General features: G+C 40.0%; 15 protein-coding genes and 1 pseudogene. 2 read left to right on the top strand and 14 right to left on the bottom strand.

All coding sequences use genetic code 11. The features are described from left to right. Positions 1-15 precede the first annotated feature (15 nt). From RMY00_RS25380 to RMY00_RS25350, 7 genes are all read right to left on the bottom strand, one after another. The gene (locus RMY00_RS25380) at positions 16-222 is read right to left on the bottom strand and encodes a hypothetical protein (RefSeq protein ID WP_322650195.1); all 207 of its coding nucleotides are present in this window, start codon (positions 220-222) and stop codon (positions 16-18) included. 24 nt (positions 223-246) lie between these two features. Beyond that, positions 247-546 (bottom strand): acyl-CoA thioesterase, encoded by a 300-nt coding sequence (locus tag RMY00_RS25375; protein ID WP_322650194.1) that lies wholly within the window; start codon positions 544-546, stop codon positions 247-249. A 98-nt stretch (positions 547-644) separates the two neighbouring features. Continuing rightward, the gene (locus tag RMY00_RS25370) at positions 645-1,649 is read right to left on the bottom strand and encodes a fatty acid desaturase (protein ID WP_322650193.1); all 1,005 of its coding nucleotides are present in this window, start codon (positions 1,647-1,649) and stop codon (positions 645-647) included. A 429-nt stretch (positions 1,650-2,078) separates the two neighbouring features. After that, complete coding sequence (locus RMY00_RS25365; protein ID WP_322650192.1) at positions 2,079-2,927, bottom strand: acyl-ACP desaturase; 849 nt, start codon at positions 2,925-2,927, stop codon at positions 2,079-2,081. A 43-nt stretch (positions 2,928-2,970) separates the two neighbouring features. After that, positions 2,971-3,228, bottom strand: coding sequence for an acyl carrier protein (locus RMY00_RS25360; protein ID WP_322650191.1), 258 nt, complete (start codon positions 3,226-3,228; stop codon positions 2,971-2,973). 41 nt (positions 3,229-3,269) lie between these two features. After that, positions 3,270-4,118 carry a class I SAM-dependent methyltransferase gene (locus tag RMY00_RS25355; RefSeq protein ID WP_322650190.1) on the bottom strand — a complete coding sequence of 283 codons (849 nt, stop codon included), beginning with the start codon at positions 4,116-4,118 and terminating at the stop codon, positions 3,270-3,272. A gap of 121 nt (positions 4,119-4,239) precedes the next feature. Further along, positions 4,240-6,075, bottom strand: coding sequence for a fatty acyl-AMP ligase (locus tag RMY00_RS25350; protein WP_322650189.1), 1,836 nt, complete (start codon positions 6,073-6,075; stop codon positions 4,240-4,242). A gap of 613 nt (positions 6,076-6,688) precedes the next feature. On the opposite strand from RMY00_RS25350, the gene RMY00_RS25340 reads away from it, so the two are divergent. Further along, positions 6,689-6,829, top strand: coding sequence for a hypothetical protein (locus tag RMY00_RS25340; protein WP_322650188.1), 141 nt, complete (start codon positions 6,689-6,691; stop codon positions 6,827-6,829). Positions 6,830-6,876: 47 nt separating this feature from the next. Here the strand turns inward: RMY00_RS25340 and RMY00_RS25335 are convergent, their stop codons facing one another. Next, positions 6,877-7,425: a CVNH domain-containing protein gene (locus tag RMY00_RS25335; protein WP_322650187.1), complete on the bottom strand. Its 549-nt coding sequence runs from the start codon at positions 7,423-7,425 to the stop codon at positions 6,877-6,879. Between the two features lie 618 nt (positions 7,426-8,043). Here RMY00_RS25335 and RMY00_RS25330 point away from each other — a divergent pair. Next, entirely contained in the window at positions 8,044-8,931 is an 888-nt protein-coding gene (locus RMY00_RS25330) for a DUF928 domain-containing protein (RefSeq protein ID WP_322650186.1), read from the top strand. A gap of 36 nt (positions 8,932-8,967) precedes the next feature. Here the strand turns inward: RMY00_RS25330 and RMY00_RS25325 are convergent, their stop codons facing one another. The 6 genes and pseudogenes from RMY00_RS25325 to RMY00_RS25300 all read right to left on the bottom strand — a co-directional run. Further along, positions 8,968-11,592 carry a CHAT domain-containing protein gene (locus RMY00_RS25325; protein ID WP_322650185.1) on the bottom strand — a complete coding sequence of 875 codons (2,625 nt, stop codon included), beginning with the start codon at positions 11,590-11,592 and terminating at the stop codon, positions 8,968-8,970. Further along, positions 11,558-16,447, bottom strand: coding sequence for a filamentous hemagglutinin N-terminal domain-containing protein (locus tag RMY00_RS25320; protein WP_322650184.1), 4,890 nt, complete (start codon positions 16,445-16,447; stop codon positions 11,558-11,560). Before RMY00_RS25320 ends, RMY00_RS25325 begins: the two co-directional genes overlap by 35 nt. Positions 16,448-16,586: 139 nt before the next feature. Then, positions 16,587-18,992, bottom strand: coding sequence for a CHASE2 domain-containing protein (locus RMY00_RS25315; RefSeq protein ID WP_416212102.1), 2,406 nt, complete (start codon positions 18,990-18,992; stop codon positions 16,587-16,589). A gap of 73 nt (positions 18,993-19,065) precedes the next feature. Further along, on the bottom strand, positions 19,066-20,250 hold the full coding sequence (locus tag RMY00_RS25310) for a DUF1822 family protein (protein WP_322650182.1): 1,185 nt from the start codon (positions 20,248-20,250) through the stop codon (positions 19,066-19,068). Positions 20,251-20,269: 19 nt separating this feature from the next. Continuing rightward, the gene (locus RMY00_RS25305; RefSeq protein WP_322650181.1) at positions 20,270-21,466 is read right to left on the bottom strand and encodes a sigma-70 family RNA polymerase sigma factor; all 1,197 of its coding nucleotides are present in this window, start codon (positions 21,464-21,466) and stop codon (positions 20,270-20,272) included. A gap of 352 nt (positions 21,467-21,818) precedes the next feature. Beyond that, positions 21,819-22,007 (bottom strand): annotated as a pseudogene (locus RMY00_RS25300) (transposase); the annotation flags it as partial. Between the last annotated feature and the right edge of the window lie 339 nt (positions 22,008-22,346).

Raw genomic sequence — 22,346 nt, 5'->3', positions numbered from 1 at the left:
TTTGGCGTTTGATATTTATACAATTTGTAAGCTAGGAGTTAAAGTCTCTGTATTGCTAATTGGTATTGTATTGAGGAATAAGTCTTTATTGCTAGTTTTGATTGCCTGTTTTAAATCACATGGAATGGATTTTGGTTTAGCAGATTTTAAATCAATACAGACTATTTCTAACTGCGCCCAAAAGATTGTTCCAGATAATGAGAATATTTCCTCTCCAACCATTTCTAACTCTTGATTTGTTGGCAGTTATGAAGTGATAGATTGGTAAAGTTTTACTATAGTTTTTCCGACAAAGACAACACGACTAATTACAAATAGATTCTGTTCGATTAATGCTGGGCGTAAATAGTTAGCCTGAATTTTTGAAACAACTAGACTAAAACCAGAAGCCAGCATTTTTTCTACACTATATCCACATGCTTTAATACTAAAAGAACGTGCTCTTTCCAGGTATTTTAAATAGTTAGGATGATGTACAACTCTATTAAAATCTACATCTTCAAAATGAACAGTTAATTGAAAAATTGACGATTGTTGTAATTTCATCTGGACTCCTTTTTATCAAAAATTAACGGAGAACACAACTATTGAATGTTTTGATTGATATTGTCAGCAATTGTTAGTTTACTGTAGTCTTTATACATCTACATCTGTAACATAGGATCAGAAGTACTATTCTCCTTTCCAGCTTCAGGATAAGGTGTATGAAATGCCTTGAGGTAAGGTTTTATAACATGAGGTTCAATTAATTCGTCTGTCTCCATACTCTCCATACGATCATAAAAACCTTTTTCTTTAAGCCAACGATGTAAAGCTGGCAAACGATAACAAGGTACTCCAGGATAGAGATGATGTTCAAGGTGGTAGTTATTACCGAAGTAAAGTATGGTAAATAGAAGCGATGTTTGACTTTTTGCATCACGACCAAGACCTACTTTAGTTCCCGCGTGTTCTAGGTATGGTTGCAAAGCAGAAATGGCGTACATTGTTATCCCAGGCAAGACCATTAGAACTATTGCCGTGGCTGGATCATAAATGGCGATCGCCGCATATAACACTAACCATAACAGCGAGAAGCCAATGTTAGCCCAAGCTAGCATTACTATCGACCAGGATTTAAACGGAAATTTGTAAGAGTAGGACAATGGTAGGTTGAACGCCATTCTCACTGTATTGATGAAATAGTAAAAATTAGCGGTACTTCTGGCAAATAAAAGTCTAGACCAGAAGTTCTGAAACTTTTGGAATATTTGACAGTCTGGATCTGAAGCTTGATTGGTAAAGCGATGATGATTCCAATGAGAAATAGCAGCACCAGTCTCAAAGTAAGTTGGTAGTGCAGATGCAAAGAAAGTCCCGATTAAGGCACTGACAAACTTATTTCGATGTAATGACAAGTGAAAGCCTTCATGACCTACCCAAGAAAATAAAAGCATTCCCTGCGCTGATAACCAAATTAGTGGTGCGGTCATCAATATAAGCAAAGGTAATGGCAAATGTAGGAGCAAAAGCATCCGTGCTAGCATAGCTGGCACAATATAAAGTGCCAAATTGTAAGCAATATAAGCAAGTGTACCAATCATAGATGGGCGATACCACTTTTGTGGTATTTGTGGACGTTTCAAAGAGATTTCTTCTTTATGTAGCATTGTTCTCTAACTCCTATCTAATACATGAGTAATTTAGGTATAGGTAAAGTGGAAGGGTAACTGGCATTAATAAAATTACCAATTCCTTTATCAGCTAAATCAAGCCCTTTGTTTCTGCTTGGAAATTACACATAATCTCCAACAAACTAAGTAGGTCGGCGTAAACAATTATTGTTGAAATAAGGCAGTTCTTGCTGGGGGCAGGCTTGCCATGAGCGTAGCTGAATGGGAGCAGGGGCAGAAAGAATTTGAGCCTTATTTACTTTTTTTCACACAGTTTGGTTTTATTGCACCGACTTACTTAGGTAACTATAGAACTAATATTTGATTTATGAAAAAGCTTGGTACAGATCGAAAAGCCTAATTCCCTACTCCTTACTCCCCACCCACATAGATAATTTCAAAAATCAAATACGATTCCTATATGCTTTACCTCATTACTACCACTTGCTTATCTGTAGATAAGGAAGAAGCAGGAGATGATTCGTTAATCTTCTTTTGGTGCATGAGTTTGACTAGCTCTCGACGGCTTGTACCTACAGCCTTCAGGATAGGGAAAATACCACGTTCCAAAAATTGTTGAGAAGAAATACCAACACCATCAGTATCAAGACGCTGCTCATACTCAGGAATCAAATCCACTCCAGGCATTTGAAAGTGATAAACAACGTGGGCAAGGTCAGACAGAGTTCCTTCTCGGTCTTCTTCCATTTCCAATTGCAGAACCTTAATATAAAAACCCATGTGAGCAGCTTCATCTCGACTCACATAGAAATATATCTTTTCCAAAACTTCATCAGCTTCTCGTCGGGCCTTCTCTAATTGAGCGCGATAGATGAGAAATGTAGCAGACTCTTGCAATGCCCCATAACAAGTTATTTGCCGTCGTGTATGAAATGGTAAATTCCAAACTTTAGCAAAAATCTGCTTTTCAAACTCCGCGTATTGCTCTTGTGTACGTAGACCTGAACGAATTAAGTACTCGCGAAAAGTCAACCCATGCTTAGATTCTTCATAACCCCAGTTGGCTTGAAACCAAGCATGCCCGAAAATGGAACGGGTCAAATTAAAACCATTAGCTGTATAATCTGGAACATACAATTCGACTCCACAAAAAGTCTCAACACAGATAGCATTTTCCTCGGTATTTTTTGATGGTTCTAGTTTCTCCCAAGGAATATCGTTGAGTGGATGCCAACGGCGTTTCCGCTCGGCTATATCAAAAAATTCCATATACGCACGATACATACTTTCCTGATGCGTCAATGAAGCAGCCATTCTGAACCTCCTGATTTCGATCTATTCTTGATTAGTTAATGTTTTATGCCGCTAGCTTTGTATATTGACTAATTAGATTAACAAAGCCTTTGATATTGCCAATCTGTGCTAACTCGTCATCTGCAAATTGTATATGTAACTTCTCTTCGATATATCCCGCCATTTCTAAAGCCACTATTGAACTGACACCAAACTCACTTAATGCGCTGTTGATGGTTAAATCTTTTACGGCTAGTGCTTGCTCTGGAGATGCAAACTCAAAAGCTTCTTGAATTAAGCTCAAAATTTCATCGTTTCTCATTATTTGTTCTTACTCCTATCATCAGTAACTTGATTTAGCTATCAATCAATTCGGCGTAAAACTATCTGTGCCAAAGACTGGTAACTTTTTTCAAATGCCATGACACAAACGCTCAAATATCTTTCATATTCAGTAAATTTTTCATCTCCCCAACGTTGGCGAATCAGCACCTCATGATTTTTTAGCCGTCGCAACCATTCTGCTGTAGTTTTCGCATAGTGTTCTCGTCGGGTTTTGACCTCCATCACTTCCCAGTAAGGATTTACAGATGCAACAATCGCTTCTAAGCGTGGTGTAATGGCTCCCGGAAAAATATTTGATGTTAACCAACTAATTTCTCGAATATCATATCGCTCTCGCGGAACGCGAAAGCCAATCACGCTTTGCAGACCAAACCAAGAACCAGGGTTTGTCCACTCCCAAGCTCGCCGAAAGTAATCTCGATAAATTGATATGTGTTCGCCAGTACGTGCTTGTTCTGGTGTGGCAATATGTTCAAACATCCCGATACTAACGATTGCATCAAACTTTTCTTTCGGTTGATAATCTATATACGAGACACATTCTACAGAGAGTCCGGGAATAGATTCAGCTTTAATTTGAGAGTATTGAGCACGAGATAAAGTAATGCCAGTTACATCTTTTAATCCCATTTCTTGTGAGAAAAACTTGATAGTTCCTCCCCAACCACAGCCAATATCTAACAACCGCTTATCTGGATTAGCTTTGACCGCTTCATGAAACCATTTGAGCTTGTTGAACTGAGCAGTCTCTAAGTCATCAGTTCCTTCAAACAAAGCACACGTATAGATCATGCGTTTGTCTAACCATAACCGAAAAAAATCATTAGAAACATCATAGGAAACGGCAATCTCTGCTTGTGTAGACACTGTAAGATCCTTCGATTAATTCAATAGGTTTGTAAATCTTGCTCACTCTGCACAAAGTGGCATATAACATTGATATTTGTGCTGGACTAAAGCAGCTCTATATATTTTTTAAGACTGTTTCTCACTTCTGGCTTGATTGCAGATTTTGCCATAAGGTTTCTACCTCTGTTTCTAAAGAACGGAATTTAATTTTGTGTTGAGGATTAACACACCAATCTGCTACTACATCTAGAGATCCACCGATAAATGCTTCCCGACAAGCACTACGTTGAACTTTACCACTAGAAGTTTTAGGCAAACTACCAGTTTTTAGTAGTAAGACTGCATAAGTTTGTAAATCATGTTGTTCTGACACGGCTTGCACAATTGTTCTAATAATTTCATCAGCATTGAGTTTACGAAGGTAATTACGTTCTATTTCCTGAGCAATAACGAGTCTTTCTTGATTTGCGATATCAATGGAAAATGCTATTCCAGAGTTAGGACGGAGTGCTGGATGACATTTTTCTACAGTCATTTCGATATCTTGAGGGTAATGGTTGCGTCCGAGGATAATAATTAAATCCTTGAGGCGACCAGTAACAAACAGTTCACCATTCTCTAAAAATCCTAAGTCTCCTGTTCGCAAAAATGGGCCTTCTTTGGTATCTGGAAGATAGGCATTAAAAGTCTCTAAGGTTTGGGATAGCTTATGCCAATAACCCTGTGCAACACTTGATCCTGACACCCATATCTCCCCTACTTGATTAGGAGCGCAGAGGGTTAAGGTTTGAGGATTAACGATCGCAATTTTCTGATCAAGTTGGGTTTTACCACAGCCAACAAGTAATCGATCACCCTCTTGTTTACCATTGGCTGCTGTCACTTGATTTTTTTCTAATTTTGCTCCATCCACTGCTCGAATAATTGGCGCTGCTTTTTTTAAACCTCCTGAAACGAGTAAGGTTGTTTCAGCCATCCCATAACAAGGATAAAATGCTTCAGGGCGGAAACCACAAGGTTCAAAAGTAGCGGCAAAACGCTCTATAGTCTCGGCACGGATAGGTTCAGCACCGATAAAAGCAATATTCCAGCTACTTAGGTCAAGAGTTTCTTTTTGTTGAGGAGTAATCTGACGACAGGCGAGGTCATAAGCAAAATTAGGGCCTCCACTGGTGGTTGCTTGGTAGCGGGAAATAGCTTGTAGCCAACGCCAAGGCTTTTTGATAAAAGCTGTCGGTGACATGAGTGTGGCGGGAAAGCCTCCATAAAAAGGTTGTAAAATGCCACCAATTAATCCCATATCATGATAAGGTGGCAGCCAGATAACTGCATGGCTATTGGGTTGATGCTCAAAACATTGATAAATTACAGATAAATTGTGTAATAAGTTCCCATGACTAACCATAACTCCTTTTGGTGTTCCTGTTGAGCCGGATGTGTATTGAAGAAAGGCTAGTGTATTACTGTTAATGTGCGGTTGTTGCCATTTGTGAATTACGTCATCGAGAAGGGTATCTGTTGGTATCCAATGTAAGCTAGCTAATTCTGGGTTGTGTGCGAACTGCCGTTCTATATCAGTCAAGATAGAGGTGTTAGTGAGGGCTATTTTTGCTTGTGCATCTGTGGCAATAGCTTGTAGCCGAGGCATTGGTTTATTTAGTTTTGGCGGATAAGCTGGAACTGCTACGACTTGTGCGTATAAACAGCCGAAAAATGCTGCTATATACTCTATGCCTGGTGGATAAAGTAGTAATGCCTGTTCATTCTGAAGATGTAGTGACTGCAAATATGAAGCGATTATCCTAGCTCGCTGGTCTAGTACCTGATAACTTATGGTGATTTCTTCATTTTCCCCATCCTTGAGAAAAGTATAAGCGGTTTGGTTAGGTTGTTCCTTAGCTCTGTATTGTAATAAATCAACCAAAGTCGAAAAATTAAGTAAATTGCTTGATAATTTAGACACATTAGTAGCCATAACGTTTTCTTGCTGAGTGTTGATAAATCAATATATTCCTAGAAAATGGAAAAAACATTTTTAATAAGTTTGAATAATTTTACGTATGTAGGCATCACCCGAACAGCGAAATAATTATTTTTTGTGTCAACTACCGTGAATTAAGAGGCATGGAGAAAAACTGACTCACTTACAGGATTGAAATTTCCGAAGATATCGCTGAACTTAAACAAAATTCATTTTGGGCGACGGACGCGGCGGAACAAGTATTTTTCCTACGAGACGCGCAAGGGACATGAAGGATATTGGATTATATGGGTCTAACTGGGTCGATTTTATGGAAAATTCTTATGAGTTGGTGGCAGAGTTAATGACACTAGCTCCTAATAAGCGTAAGTATTATCAACAAGGAGAAAGAGCTATGAGGCTTATTTTATTTGCATCCTAGCCCTTGTTGTTCCCCTGTAAGATTTAGAACACATTATTAGGCATAACGATAACCCTTATATTACAAGGGAAGACTCAGATTTTTTAGCTCCCATTCAACCAAGTATTACACGGCAGAGTGAGTCACATCAGATATTTAATACCACAAGCGCTAAACAATCTGTCGGTTTGCCACTGAATTCAGAACTTGAAATTTTATGCGATGCCTTCGGCGCGGCGTAGCCATCGCATTTTGTCCCAACTGAAGTTAGGGAATCTTGCTACTGGGTATAAAACTGCTCTGAAAATTCTCAATCGTTTCATTGCTGAACTAATCGGTTTAGTTTAGCTGTTTGAAGAATTCGACAAGGGTATCCGTATCCCGACCGAACCCCTTTAACGATCAATTGCCAAAACACCATTTTGATTACTAATTTTGTCATCAAGATTGAGACCAGTGCCAACCCAGCCACCTCTACCGTCTCCACAGCTAGCTACCATCAGCTGACCGCCAAACTGGGGATATTTAACGGAGCGACAAGAAACGTGAAAACCACCACCGCCTAATGCCCATTCTAATCTACCACCGTAGTTGGCAATATAATCTGAAATTCTTAATCGAGATTGAACCTTTGAACCGTTTGCCCTTGTACAAAGTGCATTCAAGTAAGCACCGTCTGGGGCGATAGATACCTGTCTATTTACACATGATCTTGAAAAACCACCCGCTAGTGCAGCATCAGGTTTGATAAAAGGAGCAGCCAAAAGCACAAAAGACAAAACACCAATACTTTTCAAAGGAGTCTTTAAGTTTCTCAACATGGTGGAATACCTTTGTATGTGGATAGAACGTTGTGATTTAGCAAGACCCTGCCGTGCTACTGAGTCTTTCAACGGTTCACTGGGTAATTGTTCGAGAGCCGTTGTTTTATTTGTTGTGATCATGTGTTTTCTCCTTGATTGAACTTCAAATCTTGATCGTTTCTGTGTTTGGAGTTTGGATAATTTGTTTGACTTCAAGCTGTGTTTGCTCAATTAATACTCTAAATAAATGGGATGAAGCTAAAGTAACCTGTGCCAAGTTAATAGAACTTACGCATTGACAGAAAGTTGTATAGTCTGCACTTGGTACAGGTGGTACAGGTACCCTCTCCTCTGATTCTTAATTGGTAGCAGTGATATTGGTTTATTCACTGAGGAAAATCAGGAGCTTTTAGCTGAACCTTCTAATTCTGAATTGGTAGCAGTGAGATGAGTTTATTCACTATCTGGAGTCTCTTGGTGGCTCTAGATAGGTGCAAAGCAATGCTGAGTCTTGATTAGCAGGAAAAATCAACTATAAGTCTTGAGCTTTCAATGACGGTTAGCTTAATTTTTTGAACCTAATTTCAACCTTAATATACTTGACAAAATGTCTACTTTAAAAATGAAAATTATTTTTTGCAAGTCATATCAGTAGCTAAAAATTTGTTGATATCCTCGCTTATGCATAAATTGATTGTGCTGATACCTATAGTTAATAGAGGATTGCAAGCTAAATTTCCTTTTTAATAGGAGAGTAAAATGTTTAAGAGTATCTATGCGTTTGTACTGCTAGCATCTAGGAATATGAAATGGATGCTAACAATTGCTCTGATCTTGAGCAGCGTCACCTATTATCCAACAAAGGTAATAGGCCAAAATAAACAACCAGCAACGACCAAGCAGCCTGTGCCACCAAGCAAAGGTAGGACTTTACCTCAACAACCTATTTCTCGACCAGTTTTTATTTTGCCAAAAGCACCTACTTCATTAAGTCCTGTATCTGGCCGTAGAGCAGGAATGGGTAGTCGAGATAATTGTCCTGCGGTTCCAACCCCCCTCACTGCCTTAGTACCATTTCAAGAGGAACAAAAGGTTGGGGAACAGAGAAACAAGTCAATTATCGGGATTGTAGAGGGACTAACCACTTCAGAACGGCCTACGTTTTGGTTTTATATCCCTTACACTAGGGATTTATCTAACTCAAGTGCTGAATTTAGCGTACAGGATAGCGCCGAAAATGATGTTTATAGAAATGCGATCGCCCTACCTTCAAAGCCAAGTGTCATTGGTATTTCTTTCCCTAGTACTGCTTCGTTAGAAGTAGATAAGACATATCGCTGGTATTTAAAAGTACATTGTAGCAAAGAGGCAGCAAGCATTCCTGTATACGTAGAAGGGAACATTAAAAGAGTTAATTTAGATTCTCGTGTTATCCAACAAATAAAAGCCGCAAATGAGCCTCGGCAGAAGATTATAATCTATGCTGAAAAAGGGATTTGGTTTGACGCTTTAAATATGCTAGCACAAGTACGCATTTCTAATTATAGAGATGCATCTGTTGAAGAAGATTGGCAAAGTTTATTGCGATCCATCAACTTGGATAATATTGCTACGATGCCTCTAATAAAATTACCAAACCCCGAATAATTTCATATCCAGTAAAGTATCTATAAGCCTAGATTTCTACAACCAATTACCAACTATAACGTAGGGTGCCCAGTACATCGGGCGGTTATACTCATGAGCTTCAAGTAATTTTAATTGAGCAAACCGTAAAGCCTCTGCTGTAGTTTTACCAGTCACTAAATGGTGGTAAAATTCCTCAATAAACAAAGCTGTGGAATTATCGCCAATTTGCCATAGGGAGGCTAAAGTACTCCGTGCACCTGCACGCAGGGCAACTCCTGCTAATCCCAAAGCAGCTCGGTTATCTCCTGCTGCGGTTTCGCAAGCACTTAAAACAAGTAATTCAACTGGCTCTGTTCGTTTTTGCTCTCTACTTTTGAGCAAGCTATCTAATTCACTCACATTGATGCGTCCATCAGCTGCTAAGATAAAAGTGTCTTTTGCTTTAGAGCTAAATTGCCCATGAGTTGCAAAGTGAACAACTCTAAAAGGTTGAGCATTGATAGTTTTTGCTAAATTTGTACTAGTAAAATTTTTATCTAATAATGTAGTTGTCGATACGCCTGACTCTTGAATTAATTTCAGTTCAATCAAAACGTTGGGAAGTGGTGCAAACTTTTCATTTTTGGGTGGTTGTGATAGTCCTCCAACCAGGGCATTTAATTTTTTGTGGGCTAAAAGTTTGGGAATAAATAGTTGCAGTCCAGGGCTAATAGCTACAGAGTATTTTTGGACTAAATACAATGTGCCATCATACAATGCAGACATCGGGATATTTCGCAGCAACCCATCTGGAATAAAGACTAAAGTATTAACTTTACTATTTTTGAGGTCTGTCTCAACTGGTTTGATTAACCAATTATAAAGCTGTTGAGAAGCTGCTTTAAATTTCTGATTAGCATCGGGTTCGACTATTGTCTCTCGTATTTTTGTAATAACTTGCTCTACTTGCTGACGATTGACTTTAGAAGTTTTATGTATCAACGGTTGATTCGGAAGTTTGACAATAATTTCTAAATAATTATCTAGAATAATTGGGTAGAAAATAGCAGTATTCGGGTTGTCGCGGTCTACTAATTTGTCTAATACCACAAATTGATTGTTCAAGCAAGCTTCTCGGAAAAAGTTGTCGAGTTCTGCAAGTTGTAAGGCTTCAATTCGCTGTCGTGCCTTATCTAAATCTGGTTTTCCTTTTCCTTTCTCTTGTAAAATCAGCTCTACAGACTGCCGGTAAAGAGGTTCTATGCGATCGCGAAAATTGAATTGCACGTCTCGATTAACCGCAACTAAATCGCTGCGAAGAGACTGAAGACTTGTTACGGCAGCATCATAAGCAGATATGGCGGCTTCGGTATTTCCCTGTGCTTTGAGTAAGCGTCCTAACTGCCACTCAAGGCGATAAGCTATATCTGAGGCATCAATTTTTTGAGCCAGAAATAACCCTTGCTGCGTCAAATCCTGTGCTGATTGCAATTGTTGGTTCTGCTCGTAAAGCTCTCCCAAGCTGCCCAGTGCATAGGATTGGGCCCGTTCATCGCCGATTATTTTGGCTTGCTGAACGCTAGTTGCCAGAATCTCTGCAATATCTTTTTTATTACCAATTGTGGTCAAAGTCTGAGCAAAATTGATCCGTGCATAAATACCAGCTTGATTGGTGGGCAGATTCGGTAATTGAGATTGGATTGTGGGTATTAATGATTTTGCCTCCGTGATGCGTTCGTTTTCGACAAACAAACTCAGCTGATTAATCAGGGCTTGAACTTTGGTAAGAGGGTTTGGTGCAATTTTGGCAGCGTTTTCATAATGAGCGATCGCCTCTTTAATATTACTTAACGACCTAGCAGTGTTACCGAGGCTAAATTCCGTCAAACTAATTTCTAGAGGCAGTTGCAGACGTTGAGCAATTTCTAAGCTTTGTTGTAAGTTTTTCTGGGATGACTCAAGTTCGCCTAATTGTTGTAAGACATTGCCAAGCGATCGCAAAGCTGTTACTTTTACAATTGAGTCAGGTTGGGAAATTAATTGTTGGGATACTTCATTCAATATATTTAAGCTACGGCGGTAAAAACCATTAACTCGTAAGGCTTGGGCTTGGTTAATTCGGCTGCGCGTTACTCCAGTATTGTCACCTAATTTCTTCCAGATTTGCTCTGCTTGTTGTGATGTTTGAAAGGATGCATCAGTTTGTCCGTCTGCTAGTTGCAATTCGCCCTGAGTATTTAGAGTTTGTGCAAGAATTTCTAACAACTCAGATTTTGGATTGTTAACATTTAACTTTTGATTTGTCTTATCCCAGCCAAGTAAATTTAAGCTATTGTCAATAGTTGCATAAGCTTCTTTCCGCGAGCCGAGTTGCTGGTATACAAGAGAGAGGTTAGTCAGCGCTGCGGCTTGTGCGAGGTTATTGCTTTCTTGTTGATAGATACGGACAGCTTGTTGAAGAACATTTATCGCTTCAGCAAAGCTTCCTGCTTGATAAAGTGCTTCTCCTTGCTCAAGAAGTGCCTGTGGTTTTGTAGCTGGGGGTTTATTGGTTTGGATGTGAAACCCGTTTGGTGAATTTGTCTTTTGTTGTTTAGCGAATGTGCTAGGGATAATAGTCAGGAAAACAGCAAGGGTAAATAGGAGTACGGGAGTTATCGCAAATCTAATTACTCGCTTTGGCAGCTGAAGTTTTGCCATATTTCACACCTCCCTGAGATACAGAACAGTCAGCAGGTGTTTGCCAAGGGCTGCGGGGATTGAGTTGAGGAACTTGTGCTACTAGTTCTATATGTCCATTGTTATCAATTACCCAGCCAGAAGCTTCCACGATTGGAATTGTAGCAGCAATTTTAGGAGTAGTTGATGCTGTTGGTTGTGGCACAGGTGTTGTATGTGCTAAGTTTTCTGGTTGTGGTCTCAATCTTACCCAACCTGATAGAGTACTTGAATCTTGTAATGGTTCAGTAGGATTGATGGGTAGTCCGCCGCGTCCTGTTGCCACAAATGTATTTTGGTATTGCCGAGTTCCAGGCGTGCAGGCATTGGAAATTTGGTTATAAGCATCAACTAGATTAGTTGGAAGTTCGACTAAACCGTTACTAGGGTTTACATCAGGTCGAGTAATTTCTATATTGCCGCTTAAATCAGGCGTTGCTCCTGTGGCGGTAATATCACTTGTGTTTAGGGAAGGCTCTTTTCTAGAACGGATACCAAAGATACCAGCAGCATTTCTGATAGTGACATTCCCGCCACGGGCGTTAGCGGAATCTGCACTAATGTCGCTATTTTCATTGGGAACGGCGATGATAAAGCCATTTTTGGCATCAATGGTAATATCGCCACCAGGGATATCATAACCCCTGGCGTTAGTGGTTATACTGCTACCTTGACGTAATAATATCAGAGGCGAGTTGAGAACGATATTTCCACCTCCTCCGGTAGTATTAGCATTAATTGTGGCTGCGCTGTCCAGCAGGATAGAGTTAGCATCTACTCTTAAATTGCCAGCTTTCCCAGAATTTACGCTGCTGACTGTAACTTTCGCCCCATCCCGTGCTACTAAATTTCCTGTACTCAAAGTTAAGTTTCCGCCATTGCCAGCGCCTGTAGTGTCAGCGGATATAATTGAGCCATCGCCAGTGATAGTAATAGATTGAGGCGCAGTTATTGTTAAGGTTCCACCTTGACCGCTACTACTTGTAGATGCGGATATCTGCGCTCCATTTTGAAAATTTACCTTAAGATTTTGTTCATTACCAAGAGGTTGCAAAATAAGTTTACCAGCATTACCTGTACTGCTTGTTTGGGCAAATAAACCGCTATTAGAACCAGATAGTTCTACAGATAAGGCATTTACTGTGATGTCACCCGCAGTCCCACTACTAGATTCTTTAGTGGAAGTAACTAATTGACCGCTATTTGTTGCCTTTAAAACATTTGTATTGACTGTGATATTACCTGCATTACCAATACCAAAAGTGGAAGTAATTAATTGACCGCCATTAGTCAGTTCGATAGAAGGAGCGTTAATTCTAATATCTCCTCCCTTGCTAGCCCCTAGGGTCGTGCTAGAAATGCTATTTTTGTCTAAAATAAAGGGCGATTCACTAATGATGGTAATATCTCCCGATTCTGAGTTCACATTGTCCGTGGTAATCTTGCCATTGGCTGTAAAGGTGATTAGCCCACCACTTCCCCCAATATTGTTGAAGGTAAAGGGGGAAACCTCACGTCCAGAGTTAGTGTATACTCTTCCTTTGGTTGTATCAATTTCTCCATTAGTACTAGTGAGTCGAATCTCGCCAGCATTTCCTTTCTCGGCACTAGCATCAACTCTAGTGGTTTGAATATTATTTTTGGCTTTAACAACAATTGCTCCTGCATGCCCTGTTCCCTCTGAACCTTCGCTAATTTGGGATGTGATCGATCCTTTAGTTGTATCAATAGCTCCTGCAATACTTGTGAGGGTGATGTCCCCGCTATTGCCAGTCCCACGGGCTTCTGAGTTTATATCGTCCGTTGTGGTAATATTACCATTGGCAGTGAAGGTTACTGCCCCGGCATTTCCCTCATTGTCAACAGCAGACTTTGAGTATGAGAATGAGAACGCACGCCCAACAGTAATGCTACCGTTGTTGGCTTGAAGGCTAATTTCGCCTCCATTTCCTGTACTGCCAGAGTCAGAGTTCGAGTAAGAGTCCAAATTCACCGTTGTAATGTTACCCAAGGCAGTCAAATGGATCGCGCCCCCATTTCCCACCTTGCCAGAACCATAACTTGAAGAGTCCAAATTGCTAGTGGTAATGTTACCGTTGGCAGCTTTGAGGCTAATGATACCCCCATTTCCATTTCGAGAGCGAGTATATAAGCTTTCTTTGGTTGTATCAATTTCTCCATTAGTGCTAGTGAGTTCAATGCTGCCACCACTTCCTTTTTCAGCACTAGCATTAACTCTAGTGGTTTGAATACTATTTTTGGCTGTAAAAACAATTTTTCCTGCATTCCCTGTTCCATTTGAACCGTCGGTAATTTCGGATATGATAAATCCTTTAGTTGTATCAATAGCTCCGGCGTCACTGTTGAGGGTGATGTCCCCACCATCGCCAGTACCCTTTGCTTGTGACAGGAGCTGACTTGTTGTAATATTGTTAAAGGCAGAGAGGTAAATTGCGCCACCATCACCGTTGCGAGACTCAGTGAATAAAGTTCCTTTAGTTGTATCAATTTCTCCATTAGAGCTAGTGAGTTGAATACTGCTACCATTTCCTTGTTCGGCACTAGCATCTAACTCAGCGGTTTGAATATTATCTTTGGCTTTAAAAACAATTTCTCCTGCACGCCCTGTTCCATTTGAACCTTCGCTAATTTGGGATCTGACAGTTCCCCTAGTTGTATCAATAGCTCCTGCAATACTTTTGAGGGTGATGTTCCCACCTTTGCCAGTACCCCTGGCTTCTGAATTCATACCGCCCGTAGTAATATTGCCATTGGCAGTTAAGGCGATCGCACCACTATTCCCACTCTTTGAATCAGAAAACAAATCTCCTGCGGTGGTGTTAATCGTCCCATTGTTACTAGTGAGTTCAATGCTGCCACCACTTCCTTTTTCAGCACTAGCATTAACTCTAGTGGTTTGAATACTATTTTTGGCTGTAAAAACAATTTTTCCTGCATTCCCTGTTCCATTTGAACCGTCGGTAATTTCGGATATGATAAATCCTTTAGTTGTATCAATAGCTCCGGCGTCACTGTTGAGGGTGATGTCCCCACCATCGCCAGTACCCTTTGCTTGTGACAGGAGCTGACTTGTTGTAATATTGTTAAAGGCAGAGAGGTAAATTGCGCCACCATCACCGTTGCGAGACTCAGTGAATAAAGTTCCTTTAGTTGTATCAATTTCTCCATTAGAGCTAGTGAGTTGAATACTGCTACCATTTCCTTGTTCGGCACTAGCATCTAACTCAGCGGTTTGAATATTATCTTTGGCTTTAAAAACAATTTCTCCTGCACGCCCTGTTCCATTTGAACCTTCGCTAATTTGGGATCTGACAGTTCCCCTAGTTGTATCAATAGCTCCTGCAATACTTTTGAGGGTGATGTTCCCACCTTTGCCAGTACCCCTGGCTTCTGAATTCATACCGCCCGTAGTAATATTGCCGTTGGTAGCTTTTAAACTAATGTCACCTCCATTATTCGCGCCATTAATTGTAACTAGCTCTTGTCCATTGGTTTCAATCGCTCCAGCACTGTTAATCTCAATCTTGCCCCCATTGGTTATAATTTTTTGAGTACTCACATCCCCAGATGCCGTCGTTAAGCTAACTATCCCGCCAGTTCCATTAAACGGCTCTAAGCGCAGATTTCCACTTATCGTCATTCCCTCTAGCACAGTTCCACTACTAAAGACAGGTACTGAGCCATAATTAATACCACCATAAGCTAGAATATTCTGCCCAGAACGCATAATTAACGCTGTACTCTTGCTTAAAGTTGCAGTATTTTGTCCAACAGGTAAAGCACTAGTATCCGGGCTAGTAATATTTATATCACCCCCAAAGCGAATATTACCCTTACTTTCGACTAACAACGATGCCCCTGTATAGTTAGCTGCAACGTCCACGTCGCCATTGCTACTAATTATTGGGTCATAAAGGCTCATAAAGTTTGCCAGTCGCCCTGATATACTCTTAAGCAAAAAATTCCCACCACTGGCAAAACGAGCATCAAGAGAAATAATTCCATCACTGATTAAGCTAAAATCACCGCCACTCACAAACGGTGTTTGCGTTGGATGATTCAGGGCTAAAATGTCAATTCCTTGATTTCCCCCAATTATGAAATTACTACCTGCTTGAGCTAAAAACGGAGTCTTCACACTGTCTCGCACTCGCACTGTATCAGTAGCTTGCAGTGTTAAATTTCTTCCTGCTTTTAGCTGTCCCTGCAAATCAAGTTTGTCAGCTACTAATGTCAAATCTTGCGGAGGTGCTAAATTTCCGGTATTGGTAATAGTCGCCCCTGACTGACTTGTTCCATATTGCAACCCTGGTGTAATGTTTACCGTCAATAATGGCGGTGCTTGGGGATTAGTAGCACTGAAGGTACTGCCATTAGAAAACTTGAAACTGCTTGCTGTAGTTGCAGAAAACGATCCACCAATATCTAAGCGGGCATTTTGTCCAAAAACAATACCATTGGGATTAAGTAAGAATAGATTTGCTGTGCCGTTAGCGCGAATTAAGCCATCAATATTAGAAATTGACTTACCTGTTACTCGTGTCAAAATGTTCTGAATATCAGGTGCATTATTGAAGAAAGCGGTACTGCCATTGAAAACTGAGAATTCTTCAAAGCTGTGGAAGAGATTAGCGCCTCTTGTAGTTCCACCCTCAATAACTCTGGTATTACCCTCTAATCTCACATTAGAATTATTTGGCAAAGTTCCATCTGGCGTAATTTGAGCAACTGAGATATTTGCATATAAGGGAATGGCGCTGACAATTGCAATTCCTAAACCTTGTAACCAATCCAAACGCGCAGTTATAAAAGACATTGCACTCTCCTATAGAAAAGGAAATTTAGCTTGTCAGCCGAAATCTTCGTAGAAGTATAAAACAAGAATTTAGTTAGGAAATTAATTTAGATGTCATATCAATAAAATTGACGTTATTTTTTGCTTGTAAAGGAAAATTTTATTCAACTAAAGGTCGTGGAACCGTGAAAAATTCCTGACGGCGTTGAATTAATACAACAACACCGCTTGCAACCACAGCAATAACTGAGGGAATAAGTGGCAGCCATAGACCTTGTTTTAAAAGAGCGATCGCACAAACTCCATATAAAGTGACAACTGTCACAAAGATGGTGCATCCCTTATGTGAGAGCGAACGAATGCGCCAAATAATCAGACTCCCAACTACAGACCAGCTGCATATCCAGAGAATATCGCCCCAAAAAGGCAAAACCCAAAGAATTGGACGTTCGTCTAAAACTGCGCTCAAAACTTGGCTAACCATTTGCGCTTGTATAAATATGCCTGGTATTTCCTGATAAGGTTGCTGTACAGCAGAGTAGGGAGTTGACCAAGTATCGCTGATAGTGTTAGCTGTCACTCCGATGAGAACTACCTTATCTTTGAGCAAATCAAAGTTAACTTTATCACTCAATACATCTGCTAAAGAAACTCTTTGGTAATCTGTATTACGGTAGTTGATAAGTATTTGAAATCCCCCTAAATCAACACTTTGTTGATAGCCACCACTGCGACCTGGTTTTAAGCGTTTAAATACTTTAGAACCAAATTGTATGTAATCTTGATTCAAATCAGGTTGAATACTTTCGTAAGATAAATAACGAGCAGCTAATTGCAACGAAAGTGAGTAAGGCGTTGCACAAGCAGACGAAAGCTCTTGTGCCATCATCATAAGTTGGCGACGAACAATACCATCTGGATCTTGGACTGCATCAGTAAAACCCTGACGTTCTATAGGGACTGCAAGAGGTGGTTTAACACCTTCGGGGTCGTGTTTACCATCTCTACCTTTACAGACAGCTACTATATTTTTTTTGCTCAGTTCAGTAGCAAGTTGTATCGGCTTTGATTCATTTGAGGGGTCAGCAAAATCTCTATAAATATCCAGTCCAATGACTCGTGGTTGATACTTTTGTAATTTGTTGAGTAATTGAGCTAATGTACTATCCGAAATAGATTTCACTCCTGTGGTCGTCTCTTGTCGGGATTGAATATCTTTTTCGGTAACTTCAACAACCAGCAATCTTGAATCTAAATCTTCCTTTGGTTGCAGGACGAAGATTTGGTTAAAAGTTTGCAGTTCAGCCTTTTCAAAAAACCCCAGGTATCTCAGACCTATCGTTGAAAGATTCACAATAGCAGTACTCAGCAGTACAGTCCAAAGTTTGCACTTTCGAGTTGCAATTGTGCTTTTCATCTTTTGAGTTGAAATTATGCTCTGAGCCGAAACTTCGCCACGAGTCTCGGTGTCACCCCAACCACCGCGCAGTTCTTGCCAAGTTATCGGAACAGTTGTAGGATTCTGGCAAATCACTGGCAACCAACTAGCACAAGGGAAGTCATTTTCCAATCCCTGAAGTCTTTCCCGCGCTTCTCGCACAGCCAGATAAAATGCCTTTCCACCCGCAAAAGCGACAAGGAAGTTTTTCAAAAACTCCTGTGCTACTAAATCTGGTACCCCTTCCCGCATTACAATCATTTGGGGAATGTTCAAATCAGCCAAATTTCGTGCCAAACCAATTCCATCACAGGAGTTGAAAATTGCCAGTTTTAAACCGCGTGTAATTGCTGTCTTCAGTGCATTTTTAAATTGGTAAATTGTTAGACTTTCTGTTTGATTGATGTGAATTTCCCCTACTTCCCCATTTGCAATACTAGCGCTATGTCCGGCAAAAAACAGAACATCCCAATTTTGAGTCCACAGTTGCTCGTCAAGTTCTTTTCGTGTAGGTTGGATAAGAAACGTAGTTTGAGTATCTATTAAATTTTGCAACCAAGAACGGTCTTTATCAATATCAATACCAAAACTATTACCGAGAATTGCTAAAATTTTGACTCGATCTGTGGAAGATTTTTGCACTACTTGCGGAGATGCATACTCATGATTGCTCAAAGCTAATTCAGCTTTCGGGTAATGCTCAAAAAAATCCCATAGATGCCAAGGTAGCCGATGTAGTAAAGTTATGTTTGTTTCAACAATAACTCTAATTTCATCATCTCGGCTAAGTAAAGTTCTTAACTGTCGTTCAATATTTTGGAAGGGTTCAGATTTCAACCAAGTATTTATATGTATTCGTAATTGATGACACACTTCATCGAAATCATTCACAGAAATATTGGTAATATCTTGTGAATGCACTTTTATACGTTGATTGCTGCCCAAACGTTGATGGACAGCTTCGTAGAGTAACTTCCATCTTCTGTATATATCGGAAAGTTCTGGTACTGCTGGCAGACTTCCTGTTATTTTAAATAATTGGTTGTTGTGCCAAAGTTGAGCCGTGACAACAGGAAATCCTTGATTTAAGTCTCCTCCCAAAAAGCTGAAGATAACTAGCTTACTCATTTTTTGTTTATTATTTGTCATTTGTCCTTTGTTGTTTGTCCTTATCCAATGATTAATGACCAATGACCGATGACTAAATAACAAAATTTTCTGTAATCTGGTAACTATCAAAAGCAATTTGGATGCTAAAACATTCTCCTACTTCTCCATCAAAGCGTTTTAATTGTATATAGTTATCTTGTTCTCTTGCTTGCACTTGCTGAATGATTTCCTTCGATTCTAAAAGTAAAGCTAACTTTATATTAACAGGTAGATAGAACTCTTCATTAGCAGGATGTAGTTGTACGCGAATACTAACTTGTTGGTTATCCTCTGGTATTAAGGCAACTAATAGCACCACTTTTTGAGACTCTATTTCCATTCCCAAATCAATCAGCTTGGCTCGTTTGATACTACTAACACCGAACCCAGAGCTACTCCTGAAATTAGAAGCTAGACTATTGGAATTGAAAAACAAAAATGTTTCTATTGCTTCCCAAGCATTATCGTATATACCTTCTAGCCAAAAACTGAGATTCACTCTCGCTTGGGAAGATTGTGGCTGCTGCCTTTGTTGATACAAGCGTTGCCGCCATTGCTCATTCTCTAGTAGCGCTCCCCAAGTTTTAAATGGCACTGCTAATCTAGAGAAACGAAAAGAGGCATTGCCTAACCGTTGCACAAGATTTTCTGCTTGCTTGGTAGATAATTGTGGTAATGGAGCTACAGCCGCTTTCATCTCTTCTTCTCTGCAAAATTGGTAACTCAAAGAGAAAGCATTGAGGTCTTTTGTCAAATGCTGTGCATCTATACAATAAGTTCTATCCACTGAGTCATAGTGAGCCAGAGATTTTAGTTCTTTATGGGTTGTGTAACCCCAAATTCTTACCCAATCGCTATTCGGTTTGATTTGCACTGCTAAATAGTAGTCTGCTGCCCAACTAAGAATATCTACCCATTCCTGAGGGACTTCTAACTCGCTATCATCAATTGCTTCACTGGGGATTAGCACGACTCGCTTCCCCTCTAACAAAATTGCTGTGCCATTGACAAATTCCCAGAAAGCTGGCGTACCAGGGAAACTGTACCAAACACTTGCTTTAGGAAAATCTTCAGTTGAGATCCAATCCAAGAACGCATGGAGACAAATTTGATTTATGTAAGCGCACCAGCGACTACTAGGCGTGGCATAAACTTGGCTTTGCTGCCAGGATTGCGCCTGAATTGCTGGTGATATTTCTGACAACCATTCTCTTGGATCTGCAAACGCGCAAGTCATTTTTACTACTTTATGAAAACTACAGATTTATGTTGTACTTACGATACTGGTTTCTCAACCATTCTTCCAAAGCAAAACTCATATCTTTAATTTGGTTGGAGTTGACAGAAATATTCAAATCCTGGCTCCACTTAATCAGCGCTGCTAGTATTGATTCTCTACCTTTAACCAGTCTACGAGACACCGTAGGCTGACTCATTTGCAACTGTTGCATAATTTGCTGCTGAGTTAGTTCCTGTTCGTAATAAAGCTTAAGTACTTCTTGGGATTTTACATCCATATTCTGTAAAGCTTTTAACATGACATTAGACATCTGAGATATTTGGTTTTGTCGATTTTGGATATCCTCTTCGGCTATCATATTAGCCATTGGCTCCTGGGAGGATGGGTCTGGCAAATCAAATGTTACTGTCGTGTCATCATTTTGCTCGAAAGCATTTAGAGATTTCACAGGTGGAAACAAATAAGCTCGCACGTAGAGAGCTGTCTGGGTTAACCACTGTTCAATTGTCTCGGCGTTGCGTTGCTCAGTAGGTTGAGTGATTTGGCTTTGGCGTTGGTAATTGTATAGGTTAGCAATAGCTTCCCAAAGCTGACGATTCGGTTCTGGTAACTGACTGTTACCTCCTAGTTGCTTTTGGACGTACAGTTCGTTGAAACAAGTCCAAGCTAAACGATATTGAGCAATTGCACTTTGTGATAATCCAGCTTCATTAAGAGCTTCACTAAGCAGCTTTTTGCTCACTTTGCGTAACAATGCCCAATTGGTGCAAATATCAGCTTCCCTGCGTTGACGTAAAATATCTCTCAGCCGACTGGGTATTGCCATCATGGCGTAAGCTTTTAAGCTAGAAGATTTTTCTAGGTTGAAGTCTTTAAGAATTGTTTCGACTTCTGCGATCGCCATTTGGAAGTAATCAGCAAGTATGTATTGGCTGAAATTAAATTTAGCAAATGTTTTTGAAGCCGCCCAATAACATGGTTCTTGTAAATAAGCTAACAAATGCATCAAAGCAAGGTTATCAAACCCAGAGCGCCATTGCTTGTACCAGTAAAGCGCCCAAAAGTTTTCTGATTTAAGTGCTGATGACGAACGCTCCAAGTGATTTTGGATATTTCTATACAGTTTGGGATCGGTCGACCATTTGCTGAATCTGCCTCTTTCCAACTGCACGAATGTTGAAAACATATCCGTAATTTCTTGGCGAGGACGCATAAGCAATTTAAAATATAAATTGAAGTGGGACTGAAGCAACTAAGTAGATAGGCACAAATAAATATAACTATCTAAAGAAAACTAAAACGCCTAAAAGTCTTTACCTTCGGCATAGCTGCTTTGTCTCAAGGATAACTATCTACATATACCTATTTATCACCTATCTTTAAGATATTATCCTACATCAGTAACATTACTAAGCTTACAGAGCATAACAATTTCTCAGTTTCAACTCTTTCTCCAATTCGGTAAAAATACATCAATATCTGACTTTCCCGTTCAGTCTCAAAAAGCTTGCTCACAAGGGATTTATAGAAAAGCACAGTAGAGCGCAGAACTTTTGTATAGTAAACTTTTCAACCGTTTTTACCGACTGACTATCTGCGGCGAACGCGGTAGCTTGTGTTGATTTACCCAGTTTTGTGCGAACTTGACCGCGCAGGGTATGGTTTAGTTTTTTCCAGACTCACTTGCGCTGCCATTTGCGGTAGTAACTGTAAACTGTTGAACTGGGTGGAAACTCCCCTGGAAGCATATTCCATGCACGAGTATATGCTTTCTTTGTTAACGATGTAATGTCTGCATCTTCATCACTAGAAACAACTACTTGTTCAGCACATTCCTTTGCTTTAGCAGGTTCTACTTCCAACTTCAAAAGCTCAAGAATTACATAATTTAGCTTCGCTGATACTTTCTGATGAATCTCTTGCTTTCTGGCCTTCCTTCAAGTAACGCTCAAACTTGGCTTGCGTCCAATCTAGCTTGCTTCTAGCCATAAAAACTCCTGTAGATGCTTATCATATACACCTACAGGATAAATTGTACAACTTTTTTATACATATATTGTATAACTTTTTTATTTGTTATACGACTTTTTTAT

The sequence above is a fragment of the Nostoc sp. ChiVER01 genome (assembly GCF_034531155.1).
GTDB lineage: Bacteria > Cyanobacteriota > Cyanobacteriia > Cyanobacteriales > Nostocaceae > Nostoc.
This window is presented reverse-complemented; position numbering and strand designations above follow the sequence as displayed.